The following is a 21,452-nucleotide window of genomic DNA, read 5'->3' on the forward strand; positions in this document are numbered from 1 at the left end:
TTTTGCTGCCAACGCTTTTCCAGGTCTTCTGCATTCATGATCTCGCCCACCTTTCTTTTGGTGAAATTTCTTACTACCATTTTATTTTACCATTTTGGCGGCGCAAAAAAATGAATGGCACCCGTTCTGTTATGAACAGGACTGGAGACCTGCTATAAAAACCCGACTATAGCTGCATCCCAAAACACATTCTGGCAGGTAAACTTGCTCCAGAACACATACAGATATAAATGATGGGAGATACCTATGCTTCATACTTCGCATAAAAGCCTGCGTTACGATATCCATGCCCTGGGATGGATCGTTCTAGCAGCGCCAATCATGCTTTTGAGTGGCTTTCTGCTTTTTGCTGTTCTGCTACTGATAATGGGGATTGATCCCACACGCTTCTTTGTGGCGGGGCTAGAAATGTTTCTGCCCATAGCCATGGGCATTATTGTCTCGACCACCTGTACCCGGGATGCCGCGCTAGAAATACAACTAACCTTTCCTCGCACCTTTGCAGCTACGGCGATGCGACGAGCACTCCTGACGCTTGGCTGGTCAGCCTTGCTCGCCCTTGGTGCAACACTGATCTTGATCCTGCTCCGTCCAGACATACAGCCACAGCAGATGCAGAGCTTGCCACTGCTGCTGGCATTAGTAGGAGATCAATTACTCTGGTTAGCACCTCTGCTCTGGTTCACAGCATTGGGTATGTTCATTACCCTGCTCACGCACAGCCGTACAGCGGGAGGTGCGTTACTCTCAACCATCTGGCTACTTGAGATGCTCTTTATTAAGAATCTCTTGCCGCATAATCCCTGGCTACGCCCCCTGTTTCTCTTTCCAACCACACTGGAACCAACCATCTCCGACTGGCTCAGCACGCGCAGCGAGATCCTGGGAATGGCCCTGCTCCTGTTCATCTTAAGCTGGCTACTATTGCGCAATCGTGAACATATCTTGAAAGGAATACACCATGAGTAAGCAAAGAGAGGCAAAACAGTCAAGAAAGAGCTTTACTGCCTTCCGGGGCGCGTTCAAATATGAGTTCCATATGCAATTGCGACGGCCAGTACTATGGATTGTGCTGCTATTAAGCGAACTCTTGATGCTGGGCCTGATGAGCCGCTTAGTCACGTTGCATGATCTGCTATTGTCCTTACGTCTGACACCACCGATGCTGACAGTGGTGATCTGGACAAATAGTATCAATTACTTACTACCTGCCGCATTGGGCATTTTGATCGCCGACCGTTTGCCACGCGATAAGCGTACAGGCGTGCAGGAGCTACTCACAACGCTCCCTGGCTCACAGACAGCGCGGTTGTTTGGAAAATTCCTGGGCAGCACACTGGCAACGCTATTACCGATTTTCCTGTTCTACTGTCTCGGCATCGCCGTCATTCTGTTCCTATCGCGCTCCTTACTGGTACTCCCTCTGGCACTGGCAACATTCGCCACAATTGTGCTACCCGGCGTGCTCTTTGTAGGGGCCTGCGCAACTGCACTACCAACCTTGATCTGGCCGCCACTTTATCAATTCTTATTCCTGGGTTACTGGTTCTGGGGTAATCTCTATGTGCCACGCAATATTCCCACCATCAGTACCACCATTCTCACGCCGGTCGGCGGCTATATGAGTAGCGGATTCTTTGGCTATACCCTCTTCCCGATTGCGTATGCCAGCGTATTCACGGGATGTATGAGCCTGTTGCTCCTCCTGACACTTTCAATACTGATCATACTGGCACTTGGCAGCTATCAGAACTGGCAACTGCAAAAGTTATAGACAAAACGGAGAAATCAATAGGTCTGGAGTCGCGACGCAGAAACACATCCAGGGTCGCATCACAAAATGCTCGTGACAGGATATGCTTTGTTCAGAGCTACAAAATGAAGGAATCAATACGCATACAGGCGAATTAGAGGAGGAAAACAACATGGATGTCATCATAAAACAGCTTAATAAAATCTATCATGGCAATGTACATGCCTTACAAAATCTGACCCTGACCATCCCCAGCGGTATGTTTGGTCTGTTGGGACCCAATGGAGCTGGCAAAACGACATTGATGCGCACACTGGCCGGAATTTTGCATCCAAGCAGCGGGCAGATCCAGGTCGGTCCTTATGATGGAACAAGTGAGCAAGGGCGGCTGGCTATTCAGCAGACGCTTGGTTATCTTCCCCAGGAAGTGGGACTTTATCCCGATTTGAGCGCCCGCGAATTTCTGGACTATATCGGATTGCTAAAAGGATTAGATGATGATCGCACACGCAAACAGCGTGTTGAAGAGCTTTTAGAGATGGTCGCCCTACAACAGGTGGCTCAGCGCAAGATTAAAACCTATTCTGGTGGGATGAAGCGACGCGTCGGCATCGCACAGGCCCTGCTTAACGATCCACGCCTGCTTATCGTCGATGAGCCAACAGCCGGTCTTGATCCCGAGGAGCGCATTCGCTTTCGCAATCTGTTATCGGATCTGGCGGGTGAACGCACCATTCTGCTCTCCACGCATATCGTTGAGGATATCGCGCAGACCTGTCAGAATATCGCGCTTATGCAAAAAGGCCAGGTCATATTTCAAGGCACCATCCAGCAGTTGCTGCAACAGACGCAGGGCAAGGTCTGGTTGCTGACTACCAATGGAACTCGTCCCGGCAGCAATTGCACCATCGTCTCGACACTTCACCTGGGAACAAGCGTACAGTACCGCGTCGTTGGTACACCCGGAGCAGATGAGCAAGCAGTAGCAACCGAGCCCAGCCTGGAAGATAGCTATGTCTGGTTTATGCACCATCAGGCTATGCCAGTAGCATGACCTATAATCTCCCTCTCTCGATAAGCAGAGAAATATTACTACGCATAAAAAGTATAAAAATATATCAGAAAAAAATAGAGGAATCATTATAAACATGCATTCAGCTCTTAAAAAATCTCGGCGTGCTTTTCTTCTATGGAGCGGGGCTACCGTAGCGACTGCAGCATGCTCCATCTATGCCAGCCAGAACATGATTCTGACCAGACCCGCTAGCGCTCCAGTCAAAACGCAACAGGCCATTCAAGGTATTCTAGATGCACTGAGCATGCGACCATTGGTTGCTATCAGTGAAGCACATCAACTCCAGGAGGAACATGATCTCCTCACTGGCTTGCTTTATCATCCAACTCTGCCCACAAAGATCAATGATATTGTAGTGGAGTTCGGCAATCCACTCTATCAGGAGAGTGTGGATCGCTTTATCGCGGGCGAGCCGGTCGCGAATGAGGAGTTACGTCAGGTCTGGCGCAATACGGGTATCAGTGGCTCAAATCCAGTATGGGATGCGCCTGTCTATGAGCAGTTCTTCCATAAAGTACGCGCGGTCAATGCACAATTGCCAGCAGCGCGCCGCTTGCGTGTACTCCTGGGGGATGCACCTATCGATTGGAGCAAGCTACAGCAGCGCGACCAATGGATAGACTATGTGCGACAACGCGATGCTCACTATGCGGATGTAATCGAGCATGAGGTATTACAAAAAGGCCGACACGCCCTCCTGCTCGCAGGCGGAAATCATTTTTTGCGGGGTGCCATCTCCGACGGCGATCCTTCGCTGCCGGTGGATCAGGCTCCGCCAAATGTTAGTGCGCGTATCGAACGACGACATCCACGCTCTATGTATATCATTGATCTGCTCATGACAAAAATGGATAATCATACGCCTGCTGGCAGACAGATAGCCACCTTCGCACATCCCTCATTGATCCCGCTGGCGCAGACATGGCTGGGTGATCAGACAACGCAAACCAGCCTGGGAACGGCGCTCCCACGTTCTGCCATGGCCGATGCCACACTCTACCTGGGACCAGTCGACAAATTGACCGCATCTCGTGCCGATCCCACACTCTACACAGGTGGCGCTTACGCGAAGGAATTACAGCGGCGCGGGCGTTTGCTTTATCAGTGGGGTATTCAGGATGCACGTGATCCACTGGCTGCGGATATCGCTACCGCAAACCTCGGGCCCAGCTATATTGCCCAACCCCAACCCCAATCGAAGACGACCAGCAATACATGACCCAGAGGAGGTCGAAAGAGGATGATTGCCCGGTTGGTATCTTGTAACCCTCAACTTTTACGGTGAGGGTTACAAAGCACTCAAATGCACCTATCAAACAATTTCAGTGAACCCTATTAGCACGCCCAATCTAAAAAAAACCTTATCAAAGGAACAGGCAGCATAGCTCCTTGCGTCCTCAGGCACCCGCTCCTACTGGCTTTTTCTCTCTGGTATCCTGACTCTTTTGAGGAGCCACTTTACCATGTTCACCGCCAGGTTGATAGGATTCATCAAATTTCGCGTTATCAGTAATCGTTCTGTTCATGTCTGCGCCACTCAAGTCAGCCCCACGCAAATCAGCATTACTGAAATCAGCTCGTACGAGATTCGTATGGCAAAGGTTCGCATTATGCAGATCCGCCCAGTGTAAGCGAGCCTTATACAGGTTGGCATCACTCAAATCGACGCCACTCAACCTGGCATTGCGTAAATCTGCTTCAATCAGATTCGCATAGCTCAGATCCGCTCCCTGTAGATTGGTCTCTGTGAGATCAGCCCCATGCAGGTCGATACCATGAAGGTTGACATTGCGCAGATCAGCCCCATGTAGATCAGGCTCTAAAGCCTGGACATCAGGAAATTCGCGGCGCCATTTGTTCCAAAGATTTTTTCCAGATGCCAGCATAGCGAGATGTTTTGGATTTGCCATAGGTTCACTTCCTTATCGGTAGACTTGTATGAATATGCATAGAAAGCTCAGTAAAAAATTACCTCGCCTCAATGCTAGGGACTTTGAGTTGTTGCCAGGAACACTGTTCGTGGGCCGGAACACAAGGATTAACAAAGAATGATTTCGTTCCACCTGGTTTAATTTATCCTTGAGTGGAAAGAGAAGACGAACACACAAAACAGACAGTATCCAGAGCAATAGTCTTTTATGATAGAAAAAGGCTCTGAACACTATTTCAAATCAGAATTTTTTCAAGGGGATTAGTTCACGAATTCTTCGTGAACTATTTTTAGTATACACTATTTTAAAAACAATTGCAATATTAATCGAAATATATAAATATGGTGCAACATGTGGCATGCCAACAAAAACTGACCCCTTGTAAGTTCAAGCTGTAAAGAAGATCATCGAGCAGCGTCTTCCGCAGCCCGCTATCACCGACAAGCATTACGGGGTCGCATATGTGATCGTTCATGAAGGTGAATGCGGGGATTATATTATGGTAAACTGGTGGTTCGAGCAAGATATCGTGCACATCATGTCTATGGGGCATCAAAAGGACACGGTGGTAATCTGCACTATCACTGGCTGCCGGGAGCAGAGTTTTGTGTCTGGGAACTGGCGGTATGCTGGTTTGAACGCAATGCCTGAATCGAAACCGTCCTCAGCAATCCTCAGCATCCCGATCTGGATGCCTACCTGCTCCGAAGACTCCATGCAGATGTCTGATCAAGATGAATAGATAGAAATTGTGTTTATCTTTTGTAGGACCATTTATTATAAAAGAAAAGCAGGGGAGATTATTAAACTATGAAAGCAATTGGATTATATAAATATTTACCGATCAGTGATCCAGAGAGCCTGGTTGATCTGGAACTTGAAAAACCGACACCAGCCGGACACGATTTACTGGTTGCCGTCAAAGCGGTTTCAGTGAATCCCGTGGATGTTAAAGTACGCTCTCCTAAAGCGCAGAAGGAGAATCCAGCCCGCATTCTGGGTTGGGATGCCGCTGGCGTGGTTGAAGCGGTTGGTCCACAGTGTACGCGCTTCAAACTCGGCGATCAGGTCTACTATGCAGGTGATATTACGCGTCCGGGGAGCGATAGCGAGTATCAATTGATAGATGAGCGCATTGTGGGCCGCAAGCCGACCAGCCTTGATTTCGCAGAGGCTGCCGCGTTACCTCTGACGACCCTGACCGCATGGGAGGGCCTCTTTGACCGCATGGGCATCTCACAACAACCAGCCCAGAATCAGGGTAAAAGCATTCTGATCATCGGTGCCGCTGGAGGGGTTGGCTCTATCGCGACACAGATTGCTAAGTGGGCTGGCCTGACCGTTATCGGTACGGCATCTCGTCCTGAAAGCATTCAATGGGCGAAAGAGCATGGCACAGACCATGTGATCAATCATCGCCAATCCTTTGCACCGCAACTGAAACAACTCGGCTTCAAGACAGTTGATTACATCTTTTGCTTAAATAGTACCGACAAACACTGGAACAACATGGTAGAGACAATCGCACCACAGGGGAAAATTTGTAGTATTGTGGAAATGCATAACCCGGTGGATCTATCGGCGCTCCAAAACAAAAGTGCGACCTTTGTCTGGGAGTTTATGTATACCCGCTCGATGTATCAGACAGCCGACATGATCGAGCAGCATAACCTGCTCAACGCAGTGGCTGATCTTATCGATGCTGGCAAAATCAAGACCACGCTGACCAAACGTATCACATCCATCAATGCCGCTAACCTGCGCCAGGCCCACGCGCTGGTAGAGCAGGGTAGCATGATCGGAAAAGTAGTCCTGGAACAATTCTAGATCGTATAACAAGGTTCCTCCTGTCTGTCTCTACAGACAGGAGGACACTTAAAGATTGGTTATTGAAGATGGAGAATATAACTCTGACCGGACTGCACATGCAGCACGACCAGACCATCCTGCTCACGCCATGAGATGGCGTGATTGGCCTGATTCTGGACCGCAACGATACGTTGATGATGTGGGGCCTGAAGCAGGTAGTCGCCATCTTGCGTGGCTCGCAAGGCGATTTCGCTCGCGCGCCCTTTGTCCCACGTAATAGCAACTTCCAACCCGCCACGGGCGCGTAAGCCCTTCACAGATCCAGTATCCCAGGCATCGGGTAAGGCTGGCAAGAAAGAGATTTTTCCGGCATGACTCTGTAACAGCATCTCGGCGATGGCAGCGGTAGCACCAAAGTTTCCATCAATCTGAAAGAAATCAGGGGGATGAAGATCAAAGAGATTGGGGGCCGTCGAGATCTCTAACAACTTGAGCATGTGTTCCAGCGCCAGATTTCCTTCATGAAGCCGCGCCCAGAAAGCGATTACCCAGGCGCGACTCCAACCGGTATAGCCTCCACCATTCTCCAATCTGATCTCCAGGGATTTACGCGCAGCCTGTGCCAGCATCGGCGTATGCTCAGGCGTGATTTGATCTCCGGGATAGAGGTCAAACAAATGGGACATATGCCGATGTCCTGGCTCCAACTCGTCAAATTCCTCCCACCATTCCTGCAACTGACCGACTGAACCAATGCGCGGGACAAACAGGCGACTTCGAACTTCGGTCAATCGCTCGGCAAACGCGGTATCGATTCCCAATAGCTCGCTTGCCTGGATACAATGGCTGAAGAGATCGTGGATCAAAGCGATATCCATGGTTGCGCCCGCGCTGGTGGCTGCCTCTTTACCATCAGCGGTGATAAAGACGTTCTCCGGGGAGATGGATGGACAGGTGATCAATCTGCCCTGCTTATCTTCTACCAGGAAATTGAGGATGAACACAGCAGCCTTCTGCATCACAGGATAGGCTCGCTCAGCCAGGAATGTCAGATCCTTCGAAAAGGCATAGTGCTCCCAGAGATGCTGACAAAGCCAGCCACCGGCCACCGGCCAGTTAGCCCATTGCGGCGATCCAGTACCATCGCCCACAGGCGACGTGCTGCGCCAGAGATCGGCATTGTGATGAGCTACCCATCCTTCAGAATCATAATATGCCCGGGCAGTTTTCTCGCCGTTTATACTCAAGCCATCAATCAAATCGAACAGAGGTGTATGGCATTCCGCAAGATTACAGGTCTCAGCGGGCCAGTAATTCATCTGTGTGTTGATATTTATGGTCCAGTTACAGCTCCAGGGAGGACGAACCTGAGTATTCCAGATCCCCTGCAAGTTCGCCGGTTGTGAACCAGGACGGGAGCTTGCAATCAGCAGATAGCGACCATAGTGAAAATACAATACGCTCAGGTGAGGATCTTCCGCCCCCTGCTTGAGAACCTCTAACCGCTCATCGGTAGGCATCTCAGACTTATCATCCCCACTTACCGCAAGCTCAACTCGCTGGAATAGACGCCGATAATCTTCGAGATGCGCACTGCGTAGCTCCTCGTAATGCTTATGCGTAACCGCCGCGAGTTGAGCCTGGCAAGCAACGATCAAATCCGAGGCAGGCAGGTCTGGAATAGCATCAAAGCCCTGATAGCTGGTTTTCGCAACCAGCAGCAGCAGGACGCTATCGGCATCCTCAACCGTGAGCGTATTATCAGCATTAGTCAATAAATGTCCACCCTCAAGCAGTACCTGCACCTGATTCTCAAAGCGCATACCCCTGGCAGCTTCACTTTCATCATAGACAAGCGAGTGACCGCTATCATAATAGTGCGGATCTACGTGAATGGGACAACGACCAGCCATGCGGATACAATCCAGACCTGATAGCTCGGTCGCGACAGTTGGATGGGGACTCTCCAGCTTGATCGAAAGCGAGATAGCGCCAGGTCTATCAGTGGTGATACGCACCGCAATCAAATCATCCACAGCCGAGGAGAAGATCTCACGCACAAAGGTGATTTCCCCTACACGATAGGCTACGCTTGCGATGGCCGTCGCCAGATCCAGTTCTCGGCGATAGTCTGTTACCTGATCCCCATGCTCAAATTTGATTCGAAGATTGCCGAGCGGTTGGTAGGCCTGATTAAAGGGACCTTGCATATGTTGTATAGCGGCATCGGCTTCCGCATACTTTTGCTCCTCCAAAACCAACCTTCTGACCGTCGCCAAATGGTTCGCCGCATCGTAATTATTGATATCGTGCGGTTCCCCTGACCAGAGGGTATCTTCATTGAGCTGTATTAGCTCCTCAGTGATGCCGCCATGCACCATAGCACCCAGACGGCCATTCCCTAGCGGCAACGCTTCCACCCACTGCGCAGCAGGTTGACGATACCATAACTTCATCGTATCGGCAGTAGTAGAAATACCCAAATTATCTATACCTTTCAAAAGCTATCATTTGTAGCAAGTGCATCGATGCGTCCTGCTTTTCCAATGTCACACCTCACTTAAAATGATCACAGATCCCTTCCATCCAAACTACATGTTTATGTAAGTATTATCTCACTCTATAAGAATAATTTCATCTTTATGAATGAGGACAAATATTTGGTGAAAGTGTCAGAATGTGACAAGTGCGCTAAGAAGGATAAAAGACAACAACTTAAATAGGATCAAAGATGTCCGCTTTCCTGGCTATACTGATAGATAGAAAGTTCATTCACCCTAAAGCAGAAAGAGGAGAGACATGGCAACGCAGATCCAAATCACGATTGACTGTGCACATCCTGCACAACTGGCTCAATTCTGGGCGCAAGCGCTAGGCTATAAGATACAGGATGCACCAGAGGGCTATGACTCCTGGCAGGATTGGTTGCAAAAAACTGGCGTTCCAGAATCTGAATGGGACAGTGCTTCGGCTATTGTCGATCCCGATCAGCAGGGGCCGCGTATCTACTTTCAACGCGTGCCTGAAGCTAAAGCAGTCAAAAATCGCGTCCATCTAGATCTCAATATCAACAAATCAGGGAACCAGGAGTCAGCGGAAGCCCGGATTGAGCATTTGAATAACGAAGTTACGCGCCTGAAAGCACTTGGCGCTCACGAACTCTATCGCTACGACCTCCGTGGAGATTATTGGATTACCCTGGCCGATCCTGAAGGCAACGAATTCTGCATCCAGTAATCCAGCTATCAGCAATACGAAGAAAGGATGGGAAGCACGATACTTCCCATTCTCCGATCTCCAGCGAGCAACTACGACGACCCGGATTGCCTTTGCAGAATACAATCTGCCAATGCGGGTCGATGCCAGGTTGTGCGAGTGCGATTATGGGGATTTAACCCAATATCCATTTACGCAGATCGAGACAGAACGCAAGCAACGCATTACAAAACCCTTTCCCACAAGAGAATGAGAAGCATGACTCAACTGTACTTGATTCGCCATGGTGAGGCACAGATGAGAGGTTTGTTAGACGACTACTGTTTTTGCCGTTGCCTGTAAAACTGCAGAGAAAAATCCTCTCCCTCGGCTTGTGGATCTTCCTGTGCATCAGAATAGAGTAGACGAACATCACGTTCTGTAATACCTCGGGCAAGTTGACTCCGCTGAGTATCCTCCACCATTTCACTCTGAGAAGAGGATTGTCCATCATCTCGCGTCTGCGTTGGCTCGGGGGATAATTGTATCTCTCCATAGATCAGCTTTTTGGGCAAAAAGGTCAAAATTGCGTGATCTAATTCAGTAAAGTTGGCAGTATCGAGCTCTCTTATCTGCTCAATTCTGATGCTTGAAGAACGAGGCAGAAGAAATTCATACTCACCAAACCCACTTGCAAAATGGTCAATGTATGCGCCTGGTGTTTCAGCGGGAGCAAACAGAAAGAGACGAACAGATGTATCTTCCACTTCACCTTTAACTTCTTCTAGTAAATCTTGATAGCAATGGAAAGGATTAATAGAGGTTGAGGTAAAGGCAGCATTTTTTAAATACTTTCCAGGCTCTCCAGAAGGCAGATCTTGCTTTCCTCTTTCCAATCCTGGAAATTGCATGTCTTTGCCCAATTGCATATCTCTGATCAAGATTGTGTCGATAGGAAGCGATTGTTCAGATAAAAAAGAGTCGAGCGCTTCTACACTTTGTTGGACATCCTTATAAAAAAGGGCTTCATCCACCGTGGTGCGAAAAAGGGCAATTTTCTCTTCCAGAGAGCTTTCTGGAGTATCATCGCAGTATGTTCTTTCGCCGATGTCACCACTATAAGAAATTATATCATCAATTTCATCATCCGTTAGATCATGGATGCTAAACTGCTCAGGATTACGACAGAATTTATTCATAATTGCATGCCCAGCTTCTTTATACCAGAACAGGGCAACCTCCAGATCGTCATTCATGTATTCAAGAGCATATATTGTGTCAAAAAAATTTTTGACTTTATCAGGGTTAAAATTCCCTTCCACTTTAAAAGCTGAGTCTATTCTTTGCAGAAGAGGATCTGTAAAATCAAGATATTCCTTCACCGCCAGTTTTGCAGGTTCTGAAAGTTGGTTCAGACATATCTCAAAGGCGCTCTCACCTGATTCGCTATCAGACAACAAATGATAGATGTCTTTTTGACGATTTTTCAGGTGGTCATCCAGTGCTAATTGTTCTTGCACTTCCCATGATTTTTGATAGAACTCTTTCGCAATCCCGCTTATAGCTTCACTATGCTCAGGCAACGACTCTCTTGTTTCATTTATACTATCTCCTATCATAAATCAAAATCTCCTTGTTTTAGCACGTATATCATCGGGATGAGGGATAACGTGTACTGATGAATCGCTTCAATGTTCGTTTGGCTCATGTGTACCTCCTATCACCTACCATAGATTCAATCAATATGCAGTCATAACGCTACTCTTATTTGATAGAGCAGTCAAAAATGCGGTTCTATTAAATAGAACATTGTCATAAAAATAAGTACATACTATTTTAAGGATAATTGGAACGCATTATGCAGGATAAATACTATTGCACCAATAAAAAAAGCGTCTTCCGACGCAAGATAAAAGGAGCCAGAGTGTTGGATTACGTGTTTAGCGTGTTTATCTGGGTATGATAATAATAGATAAATGTTCCAATGCTCGCAGCATTTTTAATGTCTCTTCATGGGGAATATTGGAGAGCGCAACGAGATCATTGACTGAATGCTGGCCATCGATTAATAACAAAATCTGGCGACAGGTTCGTGGCAGGCCAGCATTATTAATTATGCCAATTGCCTTCACAACCGACATGGTAGCACGGGGGATTGCCATGAGTGGAATAGGAACGAGAGGTTGTTCTCCCGTCTGACCTGGAGAAGAGGGCAGCTGATGCGTCGTCGGTGGAGGTAGCGCTGGACTGTATTGAGGAGGTAATTGTGGGCTGTATTGAGAAGGTAATTGTGGGCTGTATTGAGAAGGTAATTGTGGGCTGTATTGAGAAGGTAATTGTGGGTTATACTGCGGTAAATTCGTCTGTGATGGCGATAGTGCTTGAAACGAGTTGCTCACGGAACGAGGAGCGAAAATAAAAATGCATCGTTGCCAGGTACGTAAGGTTTCAAAAGCAGCTGCACCTTGTTGTACACCAACCTGAGCCCTGATGGCCTGACCATCGATAAATACTATCATACCTATTTCATTGGCCGTTTCTTCCGCACGCCTGACTCTTAAATCACCTGACATACGGTTTTGTTGAATAGTGCTGATGACTTGGGCCAGGCTATCAGTTATTCTCCCTTGCTGTTGTGACACGTCTTTCTCCAATACCAGTAATTTTAATTTACACACTGTTATTTCATAGACAATACCAGGCAAGAGAATTGTACAATATACTTCTCTTCCTGGTCTTGCCTATGAAATAAGTTTTCACGGGAATCTCTCACAAGGAGAGAGCGATCAAAATGGCAAGTTTTTGTGCTATGGCTATTTTTGTGGCCATTCCTGGTTCTGCTGGAACCGACTTTCCTGTCCCAATTTATTGCGAAATCGCATAGAAGATTGGGATAGAGCAAGCTGATTGTTGGATGGAGATGTTTGGTTATAAGGACTATTTCTATCTACTGGCAGTGGAGAAGAACTATCATTATAATAGATGTCCTGATTATCCGACGCTGGATAAACTTGATTTGCGGCATTGGCTTGCGCGAAAATATCCTGGTCATCTCGTAGTTTGAAAACTTCGGCGGAAGCTAACAAACGTTCGGCTAGCTGAGCAACACCTTCGATGTGTTCTGCTTCATCATGAATACTGCGGCTGCTCTGCTGGGTTGAAGCAGAAACATTTTGCATCAGCTGCACTACCAGATTGGAAATATCTAATTGTTGTTTGGCAACGCGGTTAATACTGCCAATCTCTTGAGCCTGCCGTTCAATAGAGGAGAAGATGGCATCAAATGAAGTGCCAGCTTCTTGTGAGAATTTGATGCCTGTGGCCGTTTCTACCTCCGTATCCACCATAGAACTGGAGACGGCTTGAATATCTTCAATTACCTGCTTCACAATTCGCTCAACCATGATAGCCTGCGCTTTGGCTGATTCTGCTGAGCGACGAATATCCTCTGCGATGGCTCTGAATCCTTTCCCGTTTTCACCAGCCATAGCAGCCTGAATAGCCGCATCCAGGGCAAGGCGATTGGTCTGGTTGGCCACACCAGAAATGATTTTCACAATGGTATCAATCTCTTGTGAACGCTCTTCCAACCTCTTCACGCGAGCAATGGTATAGTCCACATGGTGACCGATACGCACAATACCACTCGAGGCTTTAGCGACGGAACTCCGTCCATTTTGAGCAGTCATGTAGGCTTCGTCACCGGTAAGGGAAAGTGCCTGGGCTCGCTCAGCTACGTGTCGACTGGCGCTTGCCAGTTCTAGAACCTGACTGGTTGCTGTGGTAATCTGCTGAATTTGTTTGTCGGTATCATCTACCACCTGAAGCATTTCATCGTACGCTTGTATGGTGGCGCGTTCTACTTCATTAGCAAGGGTTTTAAATTTGACCACAATAGATCCCAGTTCCGCAACGACATAATTGAATGAGGCTGCCAGTGCTTCCAGATTACTCTCTGAGGTCACTTCAGCATGGACGCGCAGATCTCCTTCACCAATTCCCTGAATATCCTTTACAAGTTTCCCTATCTGCGTTTGTAGGGCGATATGTCGCGCCTGTGCCTCGCGTATCAACGAAACAATATTATCTAACATCGCATTCATAGATACAGACACCATCTGTATTTCATCCCGTCCCTCGACCTGCGCACGTTCACTGGTATCGCCAGTGGAGATGCGTCTGGTCAAGCCTGCCAGTTGTCGCAAAGGACGTGAAATACTAATGTTGACAATATAAGCCGTGGCTAAAATAATCAGAATTGTCAGTGCGATGGCGACAATGGTCGCGGTCTGCAAGGGAATAATCTCGGAACTGGTCAGTCCAGTCACCGCCTGACCAACTGTTGTCGCGGTATTTACAACCGTGTTCCAGTTCTTTTGCAATACCAGAAATTTCGCATTGGCCTGATAGAGCAAGGCATAGTCCTCTGTATAATCTGATCTGGGATTATTCAGGGCACTTAAGACGCGATCTTGTAAATTTTTGTAGTCTTTCCATTGTTGGGACGATACTAAATCCAGTGCAATTTGTTGATCATGAATTAAAGGAGTGTTTGTACTATTGCTCTGTAAGATATTACGCACAACGAGCATATTATCTGAGCTGGCAATTTTATAATTACTTGCGTACGTTGTTAATGTCTGATCAAAATCGATCTCACGTGCAGCGATATCGCTTTCAATCAATCCTCCGGATGCCGCCAAAGAAGGATCACCATGTAATTGTGGGCTTGAGCTTGCAAAAATCTGAGCAAAACGAGCCTGCAACAAAGCATTCATACGCTCCAGGTTTACTTGCTGCTCTGTTGCAAGTTGCTGCGCAGAAAAACTCGTCGTAACGGCTTCTGCATGTGTATTTGATGCTTGAAGATAAAAATAATCCAGGAAACCAATTGCAGTACTAGAAATAATCACAAGTGTGACAAAAAGAATGAGCAGACGAGGAAATATACGTAAATTCCTGAACATACGCACACTTCTCATTGAGCTTGCCATGTTTATGAGTCCTTTCCCGTAATATATCACGTCACCTGATAATCATCAAATCGGGCAATTACTCTTATAAATCTTTTTACAAATAAAAACTTATATTTATAGAGTATGCGGAGACGGTTGGTGAAGCAATAATTCCATCTGATTATAAAGTATAAAAGCCACTTTGTGAAATTAAGGTTCATAATTCAGAATATAATACTATCATGGGTAGACGGTGACAAAAGTAAGCAAACTATTTCCGTAGCGAAGTAGTATTTGTAAGCTAGCAAAACTTTTCCGTAAACAAGCTAGTATAATTGGTAGACAATCCTATTTAGCTATAAATAATAATTCTACTTGCAAATATTAATAGCTTCTGTTAAAGTGGGCGCGGGAAGTAGTTAGTTGTTTTATTTATATTAGTGCGATAGCGCTTTCTGGTGAAGAGCATTTATAGACAATACATAAATACATAGAGAACAACCTTTTTGTATTTATGTTCTTACTTATACTGAATTATTATGTACCTTTACAGAAAATGGCTATTGCTATCGAAAATAGAAAAAACTCAATGCTGGCTTCCTCATATCATCAGTAGTTAGTAAGTAATATTTATCAGCTCCTCAAGCAAAGAGCAATTTTCAGTTACCATTGCTTTAGAAATTTAGCAGATTGGGAGTAAATGAAACATGATAGCCAGTCTTAAAGGCTTCAAGATCGGCAAAGTCGTAGCGCTTCTCCTTGCGGCATGCATGGTCGTAGCGCTAAGTGCTTGTGATCAGTCAAATAGCTCTGGAACCGGGAATACATCCGGATCAAGTACTCAGTCCGGTACCCCTATCAAAATTGGTTTGACCGTCTCAAAAGGGGGAGACTTCTCAGCAGATGGAAAAGCTCTTGAGCAGGGATATCAAATCTGGGCGGACTATGTTAACCAGCATGGGGGCATTCTTAATCGTAAGGTGCAACTCGATATTTTAGATGATAATAGCACAAAGACCCAGGTAGTCAGTGATTATCAAAAATTGATCAATGCAAATCATGATGATCTGGTGCTTGGCCCCTATTCATCCAGCCTGACACTGGCCGCCGCGCCTATAGCCAAGCGCTACAACTACGCATTTATTGAAGGTGCCGGTGTTGCCCCCTCGATTTTCGATGCCAAATTCCCCAACCTGTTCTCAGTCTCGCTCTCAGCAAAAAACTATTTGACAAGCTTTGTGTACTATCTGCTGGCCTTACCCGCAGCACAACGCCCCAAATCGATTGCCTATGTAACAGCAGATGATTTCTTTACACAACCACAGGTCGATAGTGCCAAAACGCAACTGGAAAAAGGCGGCATTACCACAGCCCTCTATAATGTTTATCCAGCTGAAACGACCGATTATGCGCCAATTGCCCAAAAGGCTATTAACAGCCATCCCGATGTGGTGATTCTCGGTACAACCAGTCAGACTGATGCGGTTGCGCTGACCAAAGCATTTATCCAACAGCATTTCAATCCTAAAGCCTTGATTGAGACAGCCGGTCCTGACCAGGGAAACCAGTTTACCGATCCTCTGGGTGGTGTATCCAAGGCAGAAGGTGTCTTCGTTCCAAACAACGGCTGGTTCCCGACCATCAAATCCTATCAAAATACTGATTTCACCAGTGCATATATTGCTAAATATGGTGGTACAGCTAATGATATCAGTGCGGACTCGGTCGAAGCCTTCTCAGCTGGACAGGTACTCCAGCAAGCAGTTGAGAAAATTCATAGCCTCGATAACGGCAAACTGATCCAGGAACTGCATTCGGGCGATACTTTTAATTCGATTCAGGGTCCCGTAAAGTTTGCCAGTGATGGTGAAAACACCGTTGCAGAACCATTCCTCTTCCAATGGCAGGGTGGTAAATTGATCCCTGTATATCCAGCCAACCAGGCACAGGCGAATCCAGAGTATCCTAAAAAATCCTGGTCCTAGTCTCATTGTGCAGGCAGAAGAGAGTAGTTCAGCGGGGCTGCTCTCTTTTCTTTCTACCTACTTCCGCATATCCCATACAGAGAGAAAGGTTTGCACGATGGCACTCCTTACTGAAGCAATTATCCTGGGTCTCTTAACTGGTAGTGTCTATGCACTCATGGCTTCTGGCCTGACCCTCATTTTTGGAGTAATGGACATTATCAACGTTGCTCAAGGTATTTTTGTTGTTCTGGGCGCATATCTCAGTTACATTCTGGAACAACATCTGCATATTGATCTTTTCCTGGGTCTCTTTATCACGATGCCATTTATGTTCTTTTTAGGTATTGGTATTGAATGGGCCTTTATTCGCCGTATTCGACAAAATCGGGTAATGCTCTCGCTTCTCGTCACCTATGCTATTAGTCTTGTGATCGAAGGTCTCTTAAATTTTTTCTTTACAGCCTCAACCGTCCGTTTGAACGCATCTTATGTTGATGCCTCTTTCCCTGTTTTTGGCTTCTACATATCTTACATGTATCTCTTTACAGCAGTGATGAGTATCGCTCTGCTGGCAGCCCTTTATTTTGTCATCTACCGCACACGTTTTGGTTATAGCATGCGTGCCGCGATGCAAAATCGTACCGCTGCGATGCTGATCGGCATCAATGTAGAGCGCGTTTCGGGGATTACCTTTGGCCTGGGGGTGGCGCTGACAGCGGCCGGTGGCATGGCCTTTGGTGCGACAAATGCTTTTAACGCGGCCAGTTCCTACGATCTTATCTCACGACTGCTGGTAATTATCGTGCTGGGAGGGATGGGGAGTTTGCGCGGTTCCATGGTGGCATCCCTATTCATGCTTGTGATAGGTGCCGTGACGGATGTGCTCTGGTCGCCAGTCTGGTCAAGCACCGTTTTCTTCGTTCTCCTGGTAATTCTCTTAATATTCCGACCGCAAGGCTTGTTCGGGAAAGTTGAAGGAAGAAAGCAATGAAAAAGGCCGAGTCAATCATTCTACTTATCATTCTGGTGTTCCTGGCTATTTTCCCACTCATCTTTTCTAATCCCAGCACAACGTCGGTAGCTTTTTTTGCCGTTATCTTCGCCGTAGCTGCCGCTGGTTGGAATATTTTTTCTGGCTATACCGGGTATGTCTCATTAGGATATGCTGTTTTTTCGGGTGTGGGCGCTTATTCATTGGCGTTGATTTGCCAGAAATGGAATATTGCTGGCGGCTATACACCATTTGCATTTGTGCTTGTAGCAGGATTGATCGCTGCCGTCTTTGCCCTTCCGGTGGGATGGATTATTCTGCGTACACGCCGGCATGTGTTTGTTGTCGTGACGGTAGCAACCCTGTTTATCATGCAATTGCTGGCCTACAATTTGGAGGGATTTACCGGTGGTTCCGCTGGTATCACCTTACCATTGCCCTCCTGGACCGGCGATTTTTTCAATATGCCTTTTTACTATGGCGCACTGATTTTGCTGGTGGTTGCAGTCAGCGTTTCCTGGCTGATCCGTCACTCAAAATTCGGATTGGGCTTACTGGCTATTCGCGAAGATGAAGATCGAGCCAGGAGCCTTGGTATCAACACGACCATGTACAAGCTTATCGCCCTGATGATCTCTGCTTTCTTTGCCGGTACGGTGGGCGCTATGATCTCTTACTTTACCAGTACCGTTTTCCCAGCCGAAGCCTTTGATCCCCTGTTCGATATTGCGGTCGCATTGATGGCCTTCTTTGGTGGCGTCGGTACTCTGGCTGGACCCATCATTGGAGCCTTGTTACTGGAAACACTCCAACAGTATATGTCCTTACAATTTAGTACGGTCGGATTGGATTTAATTCTCTTCGGAGGATTGCTCCTGGTGGTTATCCTTTTGCTCCCAGAAGGGATCGTTCCCTCACTCTTTAAGCTTGTATCCAAAATGAGAGCTTCTCATGAGTCAACTCCGATCCCATCCAGTTCAGCAGAGAGCACTGATTCAGAACGCCTGGCGGTTAAGGAGGGGAAGAATGGATAAAGAGATACAGAATAATGTTATAGAGGTATCCACAATATCGAAGGCTTTTGGCGGCTTGCGGGCACTTGAAAATTGCTCATTGAATATTCAGGCTGGCTCAATCACCGGACTGATTGGTCCAAATGGCTCTGGCAAGACGACTCTGTTCAATGCAATTACCGGCTATGAACGTATCGATAGTGGTGATATACGTTTCCAGGGCAAGAGTATCGCCCAGTCAAAGCCGGAGCAAATCTTTAAGCTCGGTATCGGGCGGACCTTCCAACTCACCCGCATCTTCCCCAAATTGACGGTGCTGGAAAATATGCATGTGGCTGTACAGCGACAGGGCAAGGGAAATATGTTTAGCAGTTGGAGTGCGGCACATGAGCGGCGCAAGGCATTGGAACTGCTCGATTTTGTCGGGATCACAAAACACAAAGATCTTCTGGCGGGTAATCTTTCCTATGGGCAGAGAAAACTGCTAGAATTTGCCTTCATTTTAATTGCTGATCCAAAGATTATCCTGCTGGATGAACCTGCCGGTGGCGTCAATCCAACCATGATTCTCTATCTGGCGGATCGCATCCGTGAACTCCATCAACAGGGGCTGACCTTCCTGATTGTAGAGCATAACATGGAATTTGTGATGAACCTCTGCCAGCAGGTCGCGGTGATGCATCAAGGAAATATTATTGCTCAGGGCACAGGGGCAGAAGTGCGTAGCAATCCAGCTGTCCTGGATGCCTATCTGGGGGGAGGATTGGAATGATTCTAGAGTGCGAACACGTCGTCGCTGGCTATGACGGCAGTGATATTCTGAAAGGCCTGAGCTTCTCCCTGGAAAAAGGAACGACCACCTGTATTGTGGGCCCCAATGGGGCAGGCAAATCAACGGTACTCCGTGTGCTCAGCGGACTGCTCAAGACGCGTCAAGGGAAAGTTATCTTTAATGGTCAATCCCTCGCCGGGCGCTCAACGAGCCAGATTCTCTCGCTTGGTATCGTACAGGTTCCCCAGGAACATAGTCTGTTCCCTGAAATGACAGTCAAGGAAAACGTGCGTCTGGGTGGTTATCTCTTACGCGATAACGCATTGGTGAACAAACGGCTACAGGAAGTGGAAGAGCTGTTCCCACTGGTAAAAGAACGCGCCAGCGAACGAGCAGTGAACCTCTCTGGCGGTCAACGGCGTCTGATAGAGTTTGCCCGTGCCTTGATGCTTGATCCTACACTTATACTGTTAGATGAACCCTCGATGGGACTCGATCCAAAGACCTTAAAACAGATATTTGACAGTATGAAGGCGATGCAAGAGATTGGCAAAACGATCTTGCTGGTAGAACAAAACGTACGTGCGGGCCTCTCTGTAGCGACGCATGGACTGGTATTGGAAAGTGGCAAGGTCCGCATGGAAGGCAGCGCTCAGGATGTCCTGCACAATCCAGAGATTGGCAGTTTGTATCTGGGTGGCACTGTCAAATAGCATGTCTATCAAAAATGCGGTCGCATTGGATATGCTGAACGTGATATTGATTGCAATCGATAAAGGAGAGAGTAATGGCTCATGTTGGTTTTGTAGGACTTGGCGAGATGGGTGGACGAATCGCTCAGCGTTTATTGGCTGCTGGTCATACGGTAACTGGTTATAATCGAACACAATCCAAGGCGCAGTGGCTTCTGGATGCGGGTATGCTCTGGGCTGATTCCCCTTTCGATGTAGCACAAGCAGGAGACATCGTTTTCACGATGGTTTCTCATACCGCTGCCTTACAAGAGGTAACCGGCGGTCCCAATGGCATCTTAGCTGGCCTCACACCCGGCAAAGTCTATGTCGATATGAGTACGGTCAGCCCTACCTTCAGTCAGGCTCTGGCCGAACAAGTAGCAGCTAAGGGCGCAAAGATGCTGGATGTGCCTGTCTCAGGCAGTGTTATTACGCTTGAGCAGGGTAATTTATCGCTGATGATTGGCGGCGATAAGGCCACCTTTGAACAGATTAAAGAGGTCCTGCTTGCCATTGGCCCCAGGGCAACCTATGTTGGAGAGAATGGAAAAGCTGTTCTGATGAAGATTGCCCTCAATCTAAGTCTGGCGGTACAATTCCAGGCGCTCAGCGAAGGCATACTCCTGGCCGAAAAAGGAGGCATCTCGCGAGAGACCGCACTAGAGGTATTTTTGAATAGCGTGTTAGCATCTCCTTCATTAAAGTATCGCGCCCCTTTTATTCTCAACAAGCCGGCCAATCCCTGGTTTAATGTGAATATGATGCAAAAAGATCTCCTGCTGGCGCAGGAGTTGGGCCGTACCCTGAATGTTCCTCTGCCAGGTGTAGCCATCGCAAATGAAACGTTAACCATGGCACGTGGCATGGGATTGGCGGAAGAAGATTTCGCGATCATGTTTGAAGCGCTGGCAAGGATCTCAGGAGTAAGTCACGACTAGACAGCTCTCTCCTGCCCGCTCAGGACGGAGAGAATGAGATGGGGATGGAGGGAGGAGCAACCTCTCTCCATCCCAGTTTTGTCTCACAACGTGTGCTCTGGCACAGTCATGAATTATAAGCTTGTCCAATGCAGTCCTATCATCCCAATCCCATTGGGAGAACCACACCGCATCACTGATCAGTAACCCAAATTTCCAGGGCTTTCCAATTCTAAAAAACGGAACAGTAGCCAGTGAGCAAGAGATCAAGAGCCTTGTCATACGATGCATCAAAATAGCGCATCTGTCGGGCAACATTGCACACGCCGACACGATCCAT

General features: G+C 47.4%; 19 protein-coding genes. 14 read left to right on the forward strand and 5 right to left on the reverse strand.

Annotated features, from left to right (window positions below):
• Positions 1-246 precede the first annotated feature (246 nt).
• From F1593_RS24245 to F1593_RS24260, 4 genes are all read left to right on the forward strand, one after another.
• Entirely contained in the window at positions 247-969 is a 723-nt protein-coding gene (locus F1593_RS24245; RefSeq protein ID WP_149404139.1) for a hypothetical protein, read from the forward strand.
• A complete protein-coding gene (locus F1593_RS24250) occupies positions 962-1,774 on the forward strand; it encodes an ABC transporter permease (RefSeq protein WP_149404140.1) in 813 nt (270 codons plus the stop codon). The genes F1593_RS24245 and F1593_RS24250 overlap by 8 nt, the downstream gene beginning before the upstream one ends.
• Positions 1,775-1,925: 151 nt before the next feature.
• On the forward strand, positions 1,926-2,807 hold the full coding sequence (locus tag F1593_RS24255; protein WP_149404141.1) for an ABC transporter ATP-binding protein: 882 nt from the start codon (positions 1,926-1,928) through the stop codon (positions 2,805-2,807).
• Between the two features lie 94 nt (positions 2,808-2,901).
• Positions 2,902-4,047 (forward strand): hypothetical protein, encoded by a 1,146-nt coding sequence (locus F1593_RS24260; RefSeq protein ID WP_149404142.1) that lies wholly within the window; start codon positions 2,902-2,904, stop codon positions 4,045-4,047.
• Between the two features lie 178 nt (positions 4,048-4,225).
• Here the strand turns inward: F1593_RS24260 and F1593_RS24265 are convergent, their stop codons facing one another.
• Positions 4,226-4,738: a pentapeptide repeat-containing protein gene (locus F1593_RS24265; protein WP_149404143.1), complete on the reverse strand. Its 513-nt coding sequence runs from the start codon at positions 4,736-4,738 to the stop codon at positions 4,226-4,228.
• A gap of 531 nt (positions 4,739-5,269) precedes the next feature.
• Between F1593_RS24265 and F1593_RS28635 the strand changes: the two genes are divergently transcribed.
• Positions 5,270-5,410 carry a hypothetical protein gene (locus tag F1593_RS28635; RefSeq protein ID WP_172632414.1) on the forward strand — a complete coding sequence of 47 codons (141 nt, stop codon included), beginning with the start codon at positions 5,270-5,272 and terminating at the stop codon, positions 5,408-5,410.
• A 159-nt stretch (positions 5,411-5,569) separates the two neighbouring features.
• Positions 5,570-6,586 carry a zinc-binding alcohol dehydrogenase family protein gene (locus F1593_RS24270; RefSeq protein ID WP_149404144.1) on the forward strand — a complete coding sequence of 339 codons (1,017 nt, stop codon included), beginning with the start codon at positions 5,570-5,572 and terminating at the stop codon, positions 6,584-6,586.
• A 59-nt stretch (positions 6,587-6,645) separates the two neighbouring features.
• On the opposite strand, the gene F1593_RS24275 is transcribed toward F1593_RS24270, so the two are convergent.
• The gene (locus F1593_RS24275; RefSeq protein ID WP_235932690.1) at positions 6,646-9,051 is read right to left on the reverse strand and encodes a glycoside hydrolase family 95 protein; all 2,406 of its coding nucleotides are present in this window, start codon (positions 9,049-9,051) and stop codon (positions 6,646-6,648) included.
• 316 nt (positions 9,052-9,367) lie between these two features.
• On the opposite strand from F1593_RS24275, the gene F1593_RS24280 reads away from it, so the two are divergent.
• Both F1593_RS24280 and F1593_RS29990 read left to right on the forward strand, forming a co-directional pair.
• Complete coding sequence (locus F1593_RS24280) at positions 9,368-9,805, forward strand: VOC family protein (RefSeq protein ID WP_149404145.1); 438 nt, start codon at positions 9,368-9,370, stop codon at positions 9,803-9,805.
• Complete coding sequence (locus F1593_RS29990; RefSeq protein ID WP_216368977.1) at positions 9,747-10,037, forward strand: histidine phosphatase family protein; 291 nt, start codon at positions 9,747-9,749, stop codon at positions 10,035-10,037. Before F1593_RS24280 ends, F1593_RS29990 begins: the two co-directional genes overlap by 59 nt.
• A gap of 64 nt (positions 10,038-10,101) precedes the next feature.
• On the opposite strand, the gene F1593_RS24290 is transcribed toward F1593_RS29990, so the two are convergent.
• The 3 genes from F1593_RS24290 to F1593_RS24300 form a co-directional block, all read right to left on the reverse strand.
• Complete coding sequence (locus tag F1593_RS24290; protein WP_149404147.1) at positions 10,102-11,382, reverse strand: ADP-ribosyltransferase; 1,281 nt, start codon at positions 11,380-11,382, stop codon at positions 10,102-10,104.
• Positions 11,383-11,712: 330 nt separating this feature from the next.
• A complete protein-coding gene (locus F1593_RS24295) occupies positions 11,713-12,405 on the reverse strand; it encodes a DUF4388 domain-containing protein (RefSeq protein ID WP_149404148.1) in 693 nt (230 codons plus the stop codon).
• Positions 12,406-12,576: 171 nt separating this feature from the next.
• Positions 12,577-14,730: a methyl-accepting chemotaxis protein gene (locus F1593_RS24300; protein WP_172632415.1), complete on the reverse strand. Its 2,154-nt coding sequence runs from the start codon at positions 14,728-14,730 to the stop codon at positions 12,577-12,579.
• Positions 14,731-15,425: 695 nt separating this feature from the next.
• On the opposite strand from F1593_RS24300, the gene F1593_RS24305 reads away from it, so the two are divergent.
• From F1593_RS24305 to F1593_RS24330, 6 genes are all read left to right on the forward strand, one after another.
• Positions 15,426-16,703: an amino acid ABC transporter substrate-binding protein gene (locus F1593_RS24305; RefSeq protein WP_149404150.1), complete on the forward strand. Its 1,278-nt coding sequence runs from the start codon at positions 15,426-15,428 to the stop codon at positions 16,701-16,703.
• A 97-nt stretch (positions 16,704-16,800) separates the two neighbouring features.
• On the forward strand, positions 16,801-17,676 hold the full coding sequence (locus tag F1593_RS24310) for a branched-chain amino acid ABC transporter permease (RefSeq protein ID WP_149404151.1): 876 nt from the start codon (positions 16,801-16,803) through the stop codon (positions 17,674-17,676).
• The gene (locus tag F1593_RS24315) at positions 17,673-18,710 is read left to right on the forward strand and encodes a branched-chain amino acid ABC transporter permease (RefSeq protein WP_149404152.1); all 1,038 of its coding nucleotides are present in this window, start codon (positions 17,673-17,675) and stop codon (positions 18,708-18,710) included. Before F1593_RS24310 ends, F1593_RS24315 begins: the two co-directional genes overlap by 4 nt.
• On the forward strand, positions 18,703-19,461 hold the full coding sequence (locus F1593_RS24320) for an ABC transporter ATP-binding protein (protein WP_149404153.1): 759 nt from the start codon (positions 18,703-18,705) through the stop codon (positions 19,459-19,461). Before F1593_RS24315 ends, F1593_RS24320 begins: the two co-directional genes overlap by 8 nt.
• A complete protein-coding gene (locus tag F1593_RS24325; RefSeq protein WP_149404154.1) occupies positions 19,458-20,174 on the forward strand; it encodes an ABC transporter ATP-binding protein in 717 nt (238 codons plus the stop codon). The genes F1593_RS24320 and F1593_RS24325 overlap by 4 nt, the downstream gene beginning before the upstream one ends.
• Before the next feature lie 74 nt (positions 20,175-20,248).
• Positions 20,249-21,133, forward strand: coding sequence for an NAD(P)-dependent oxidoreductase (locus F1593_RS24330; protein ID WP_149404155.1), 885 nt, complete (start codon positions 20,249-20,251; stop codon positions 21,131-21,133).
• Positions 21,134-21,452 lie beyond the last annotated feature (319 nt).

Source organism: Dictyobacter arantiisoli, assembly GCF_008326305.1.
GTDB lineage: Bacteria > Chloroflexota > Ktedonobacteria > Ktedonobacterales > Ktedonobacteraceae > Dictyobacter > Dictyobacter arantiisoli.

Coding starts and splice junctions, on each gene's coding strand:
- F1593_RS24245 (WP_149404139.1), top strand. CDS start 247: ATGCTTCATACTTCGCATAAAAGCCTGCGTTACGATATCCATGCCCTG.
- F1593_RS24250 (WP_149404140.1), top strand. CDS start 962: ATGAGTAAGCAAAGAGAGGCAAAACAGTCAAGAAAGAGCTTTACTGCC.
- F1593_RS24255 (WP_149404141.1), top strand. CDS start 1,926: ATGGATGTCATCATAAAACAGCTTAATAAAATCTATCATGGCAATGTA.
- F1593_RS24260 (WP_149404142.1), top strand. CDS start 2,902: ATGCATTCAGCTCTTAAAAAATCTCGGCGTGCTTTTCTTCTATGGAGC.
- F1593_RS24265 (WP_149404143.1), bottom strand. CDS start 4,738: ATGGCAAATCCAAAACATCTCGCTATGCTGGCATCTGGAAAAAATCTT.
- F1593_RS24270 (WP_149404144.1), top strand. CDS start 5,570: ATGAAAGCAATTGGATTATATAAATATTTACCGATCAGTGATCCAGAG.
- F1593_RS24280 (WP_149404145.1), top strand. CDS start 9,368: ATGGCAACGCAGATCCAAATCACGATTGACTGTGCACATCCTGCACAA.
- F1593_RS24290 (WP_149404147.1), bottom strand. CDS start 11,382: ATGATAGGAGATAGTATAAATGAAACAAGAGAGTCGTTGCCTGAGCAT.
- F1593_RS24300 (WP_172632415.1), bottom strand. CDS start 14,730: ATGTTCAGGAATTTACGTATATTTCCTCGTCTGCTCATTCTTTTTGTC.
- F1593_RS24305 (WP_149404150.1), top strand. CDS start 15,426: ATGATAGCCAGTCTTAAAGGCTTCAAGATCGGCAAAGTCGTAGCGCTT.
- F1593_RS24310 (WP_149404151.1), top strand. CDS start 16,801: ATGGCACTCCTTACTGAAGCAATTATCCTGGGTCTCTTAACTGGTAGT.
- F1593_RS24315 (WP_149404152.1), top strand. CDS start 17,673: ATGAAAAAGGCCGAGTCAATCATTCTACTTATCATTCTGGTGTTCCTG.
- F1593_RS24320 (WP_149404153.1), top strand. CDS start 18,703: ATGGATAAAGAGATACAGAATAATGTTATAGAGGTATCCACAATATCG.
- F1593_RS24325 (WP_149404154.1), top strand. CDS start 19,458: ATGATTCTAGAGTGCGAACACGTCGTCGCTGGCTATGACGGCAGTGAT.
- F1593_RS24330 (WP_149404155.1), top strand. CDS start 20,249: ATGGCTCATGTTGGTTTTGTAGGACTTGGCGAGATGGGTGGACGAATC.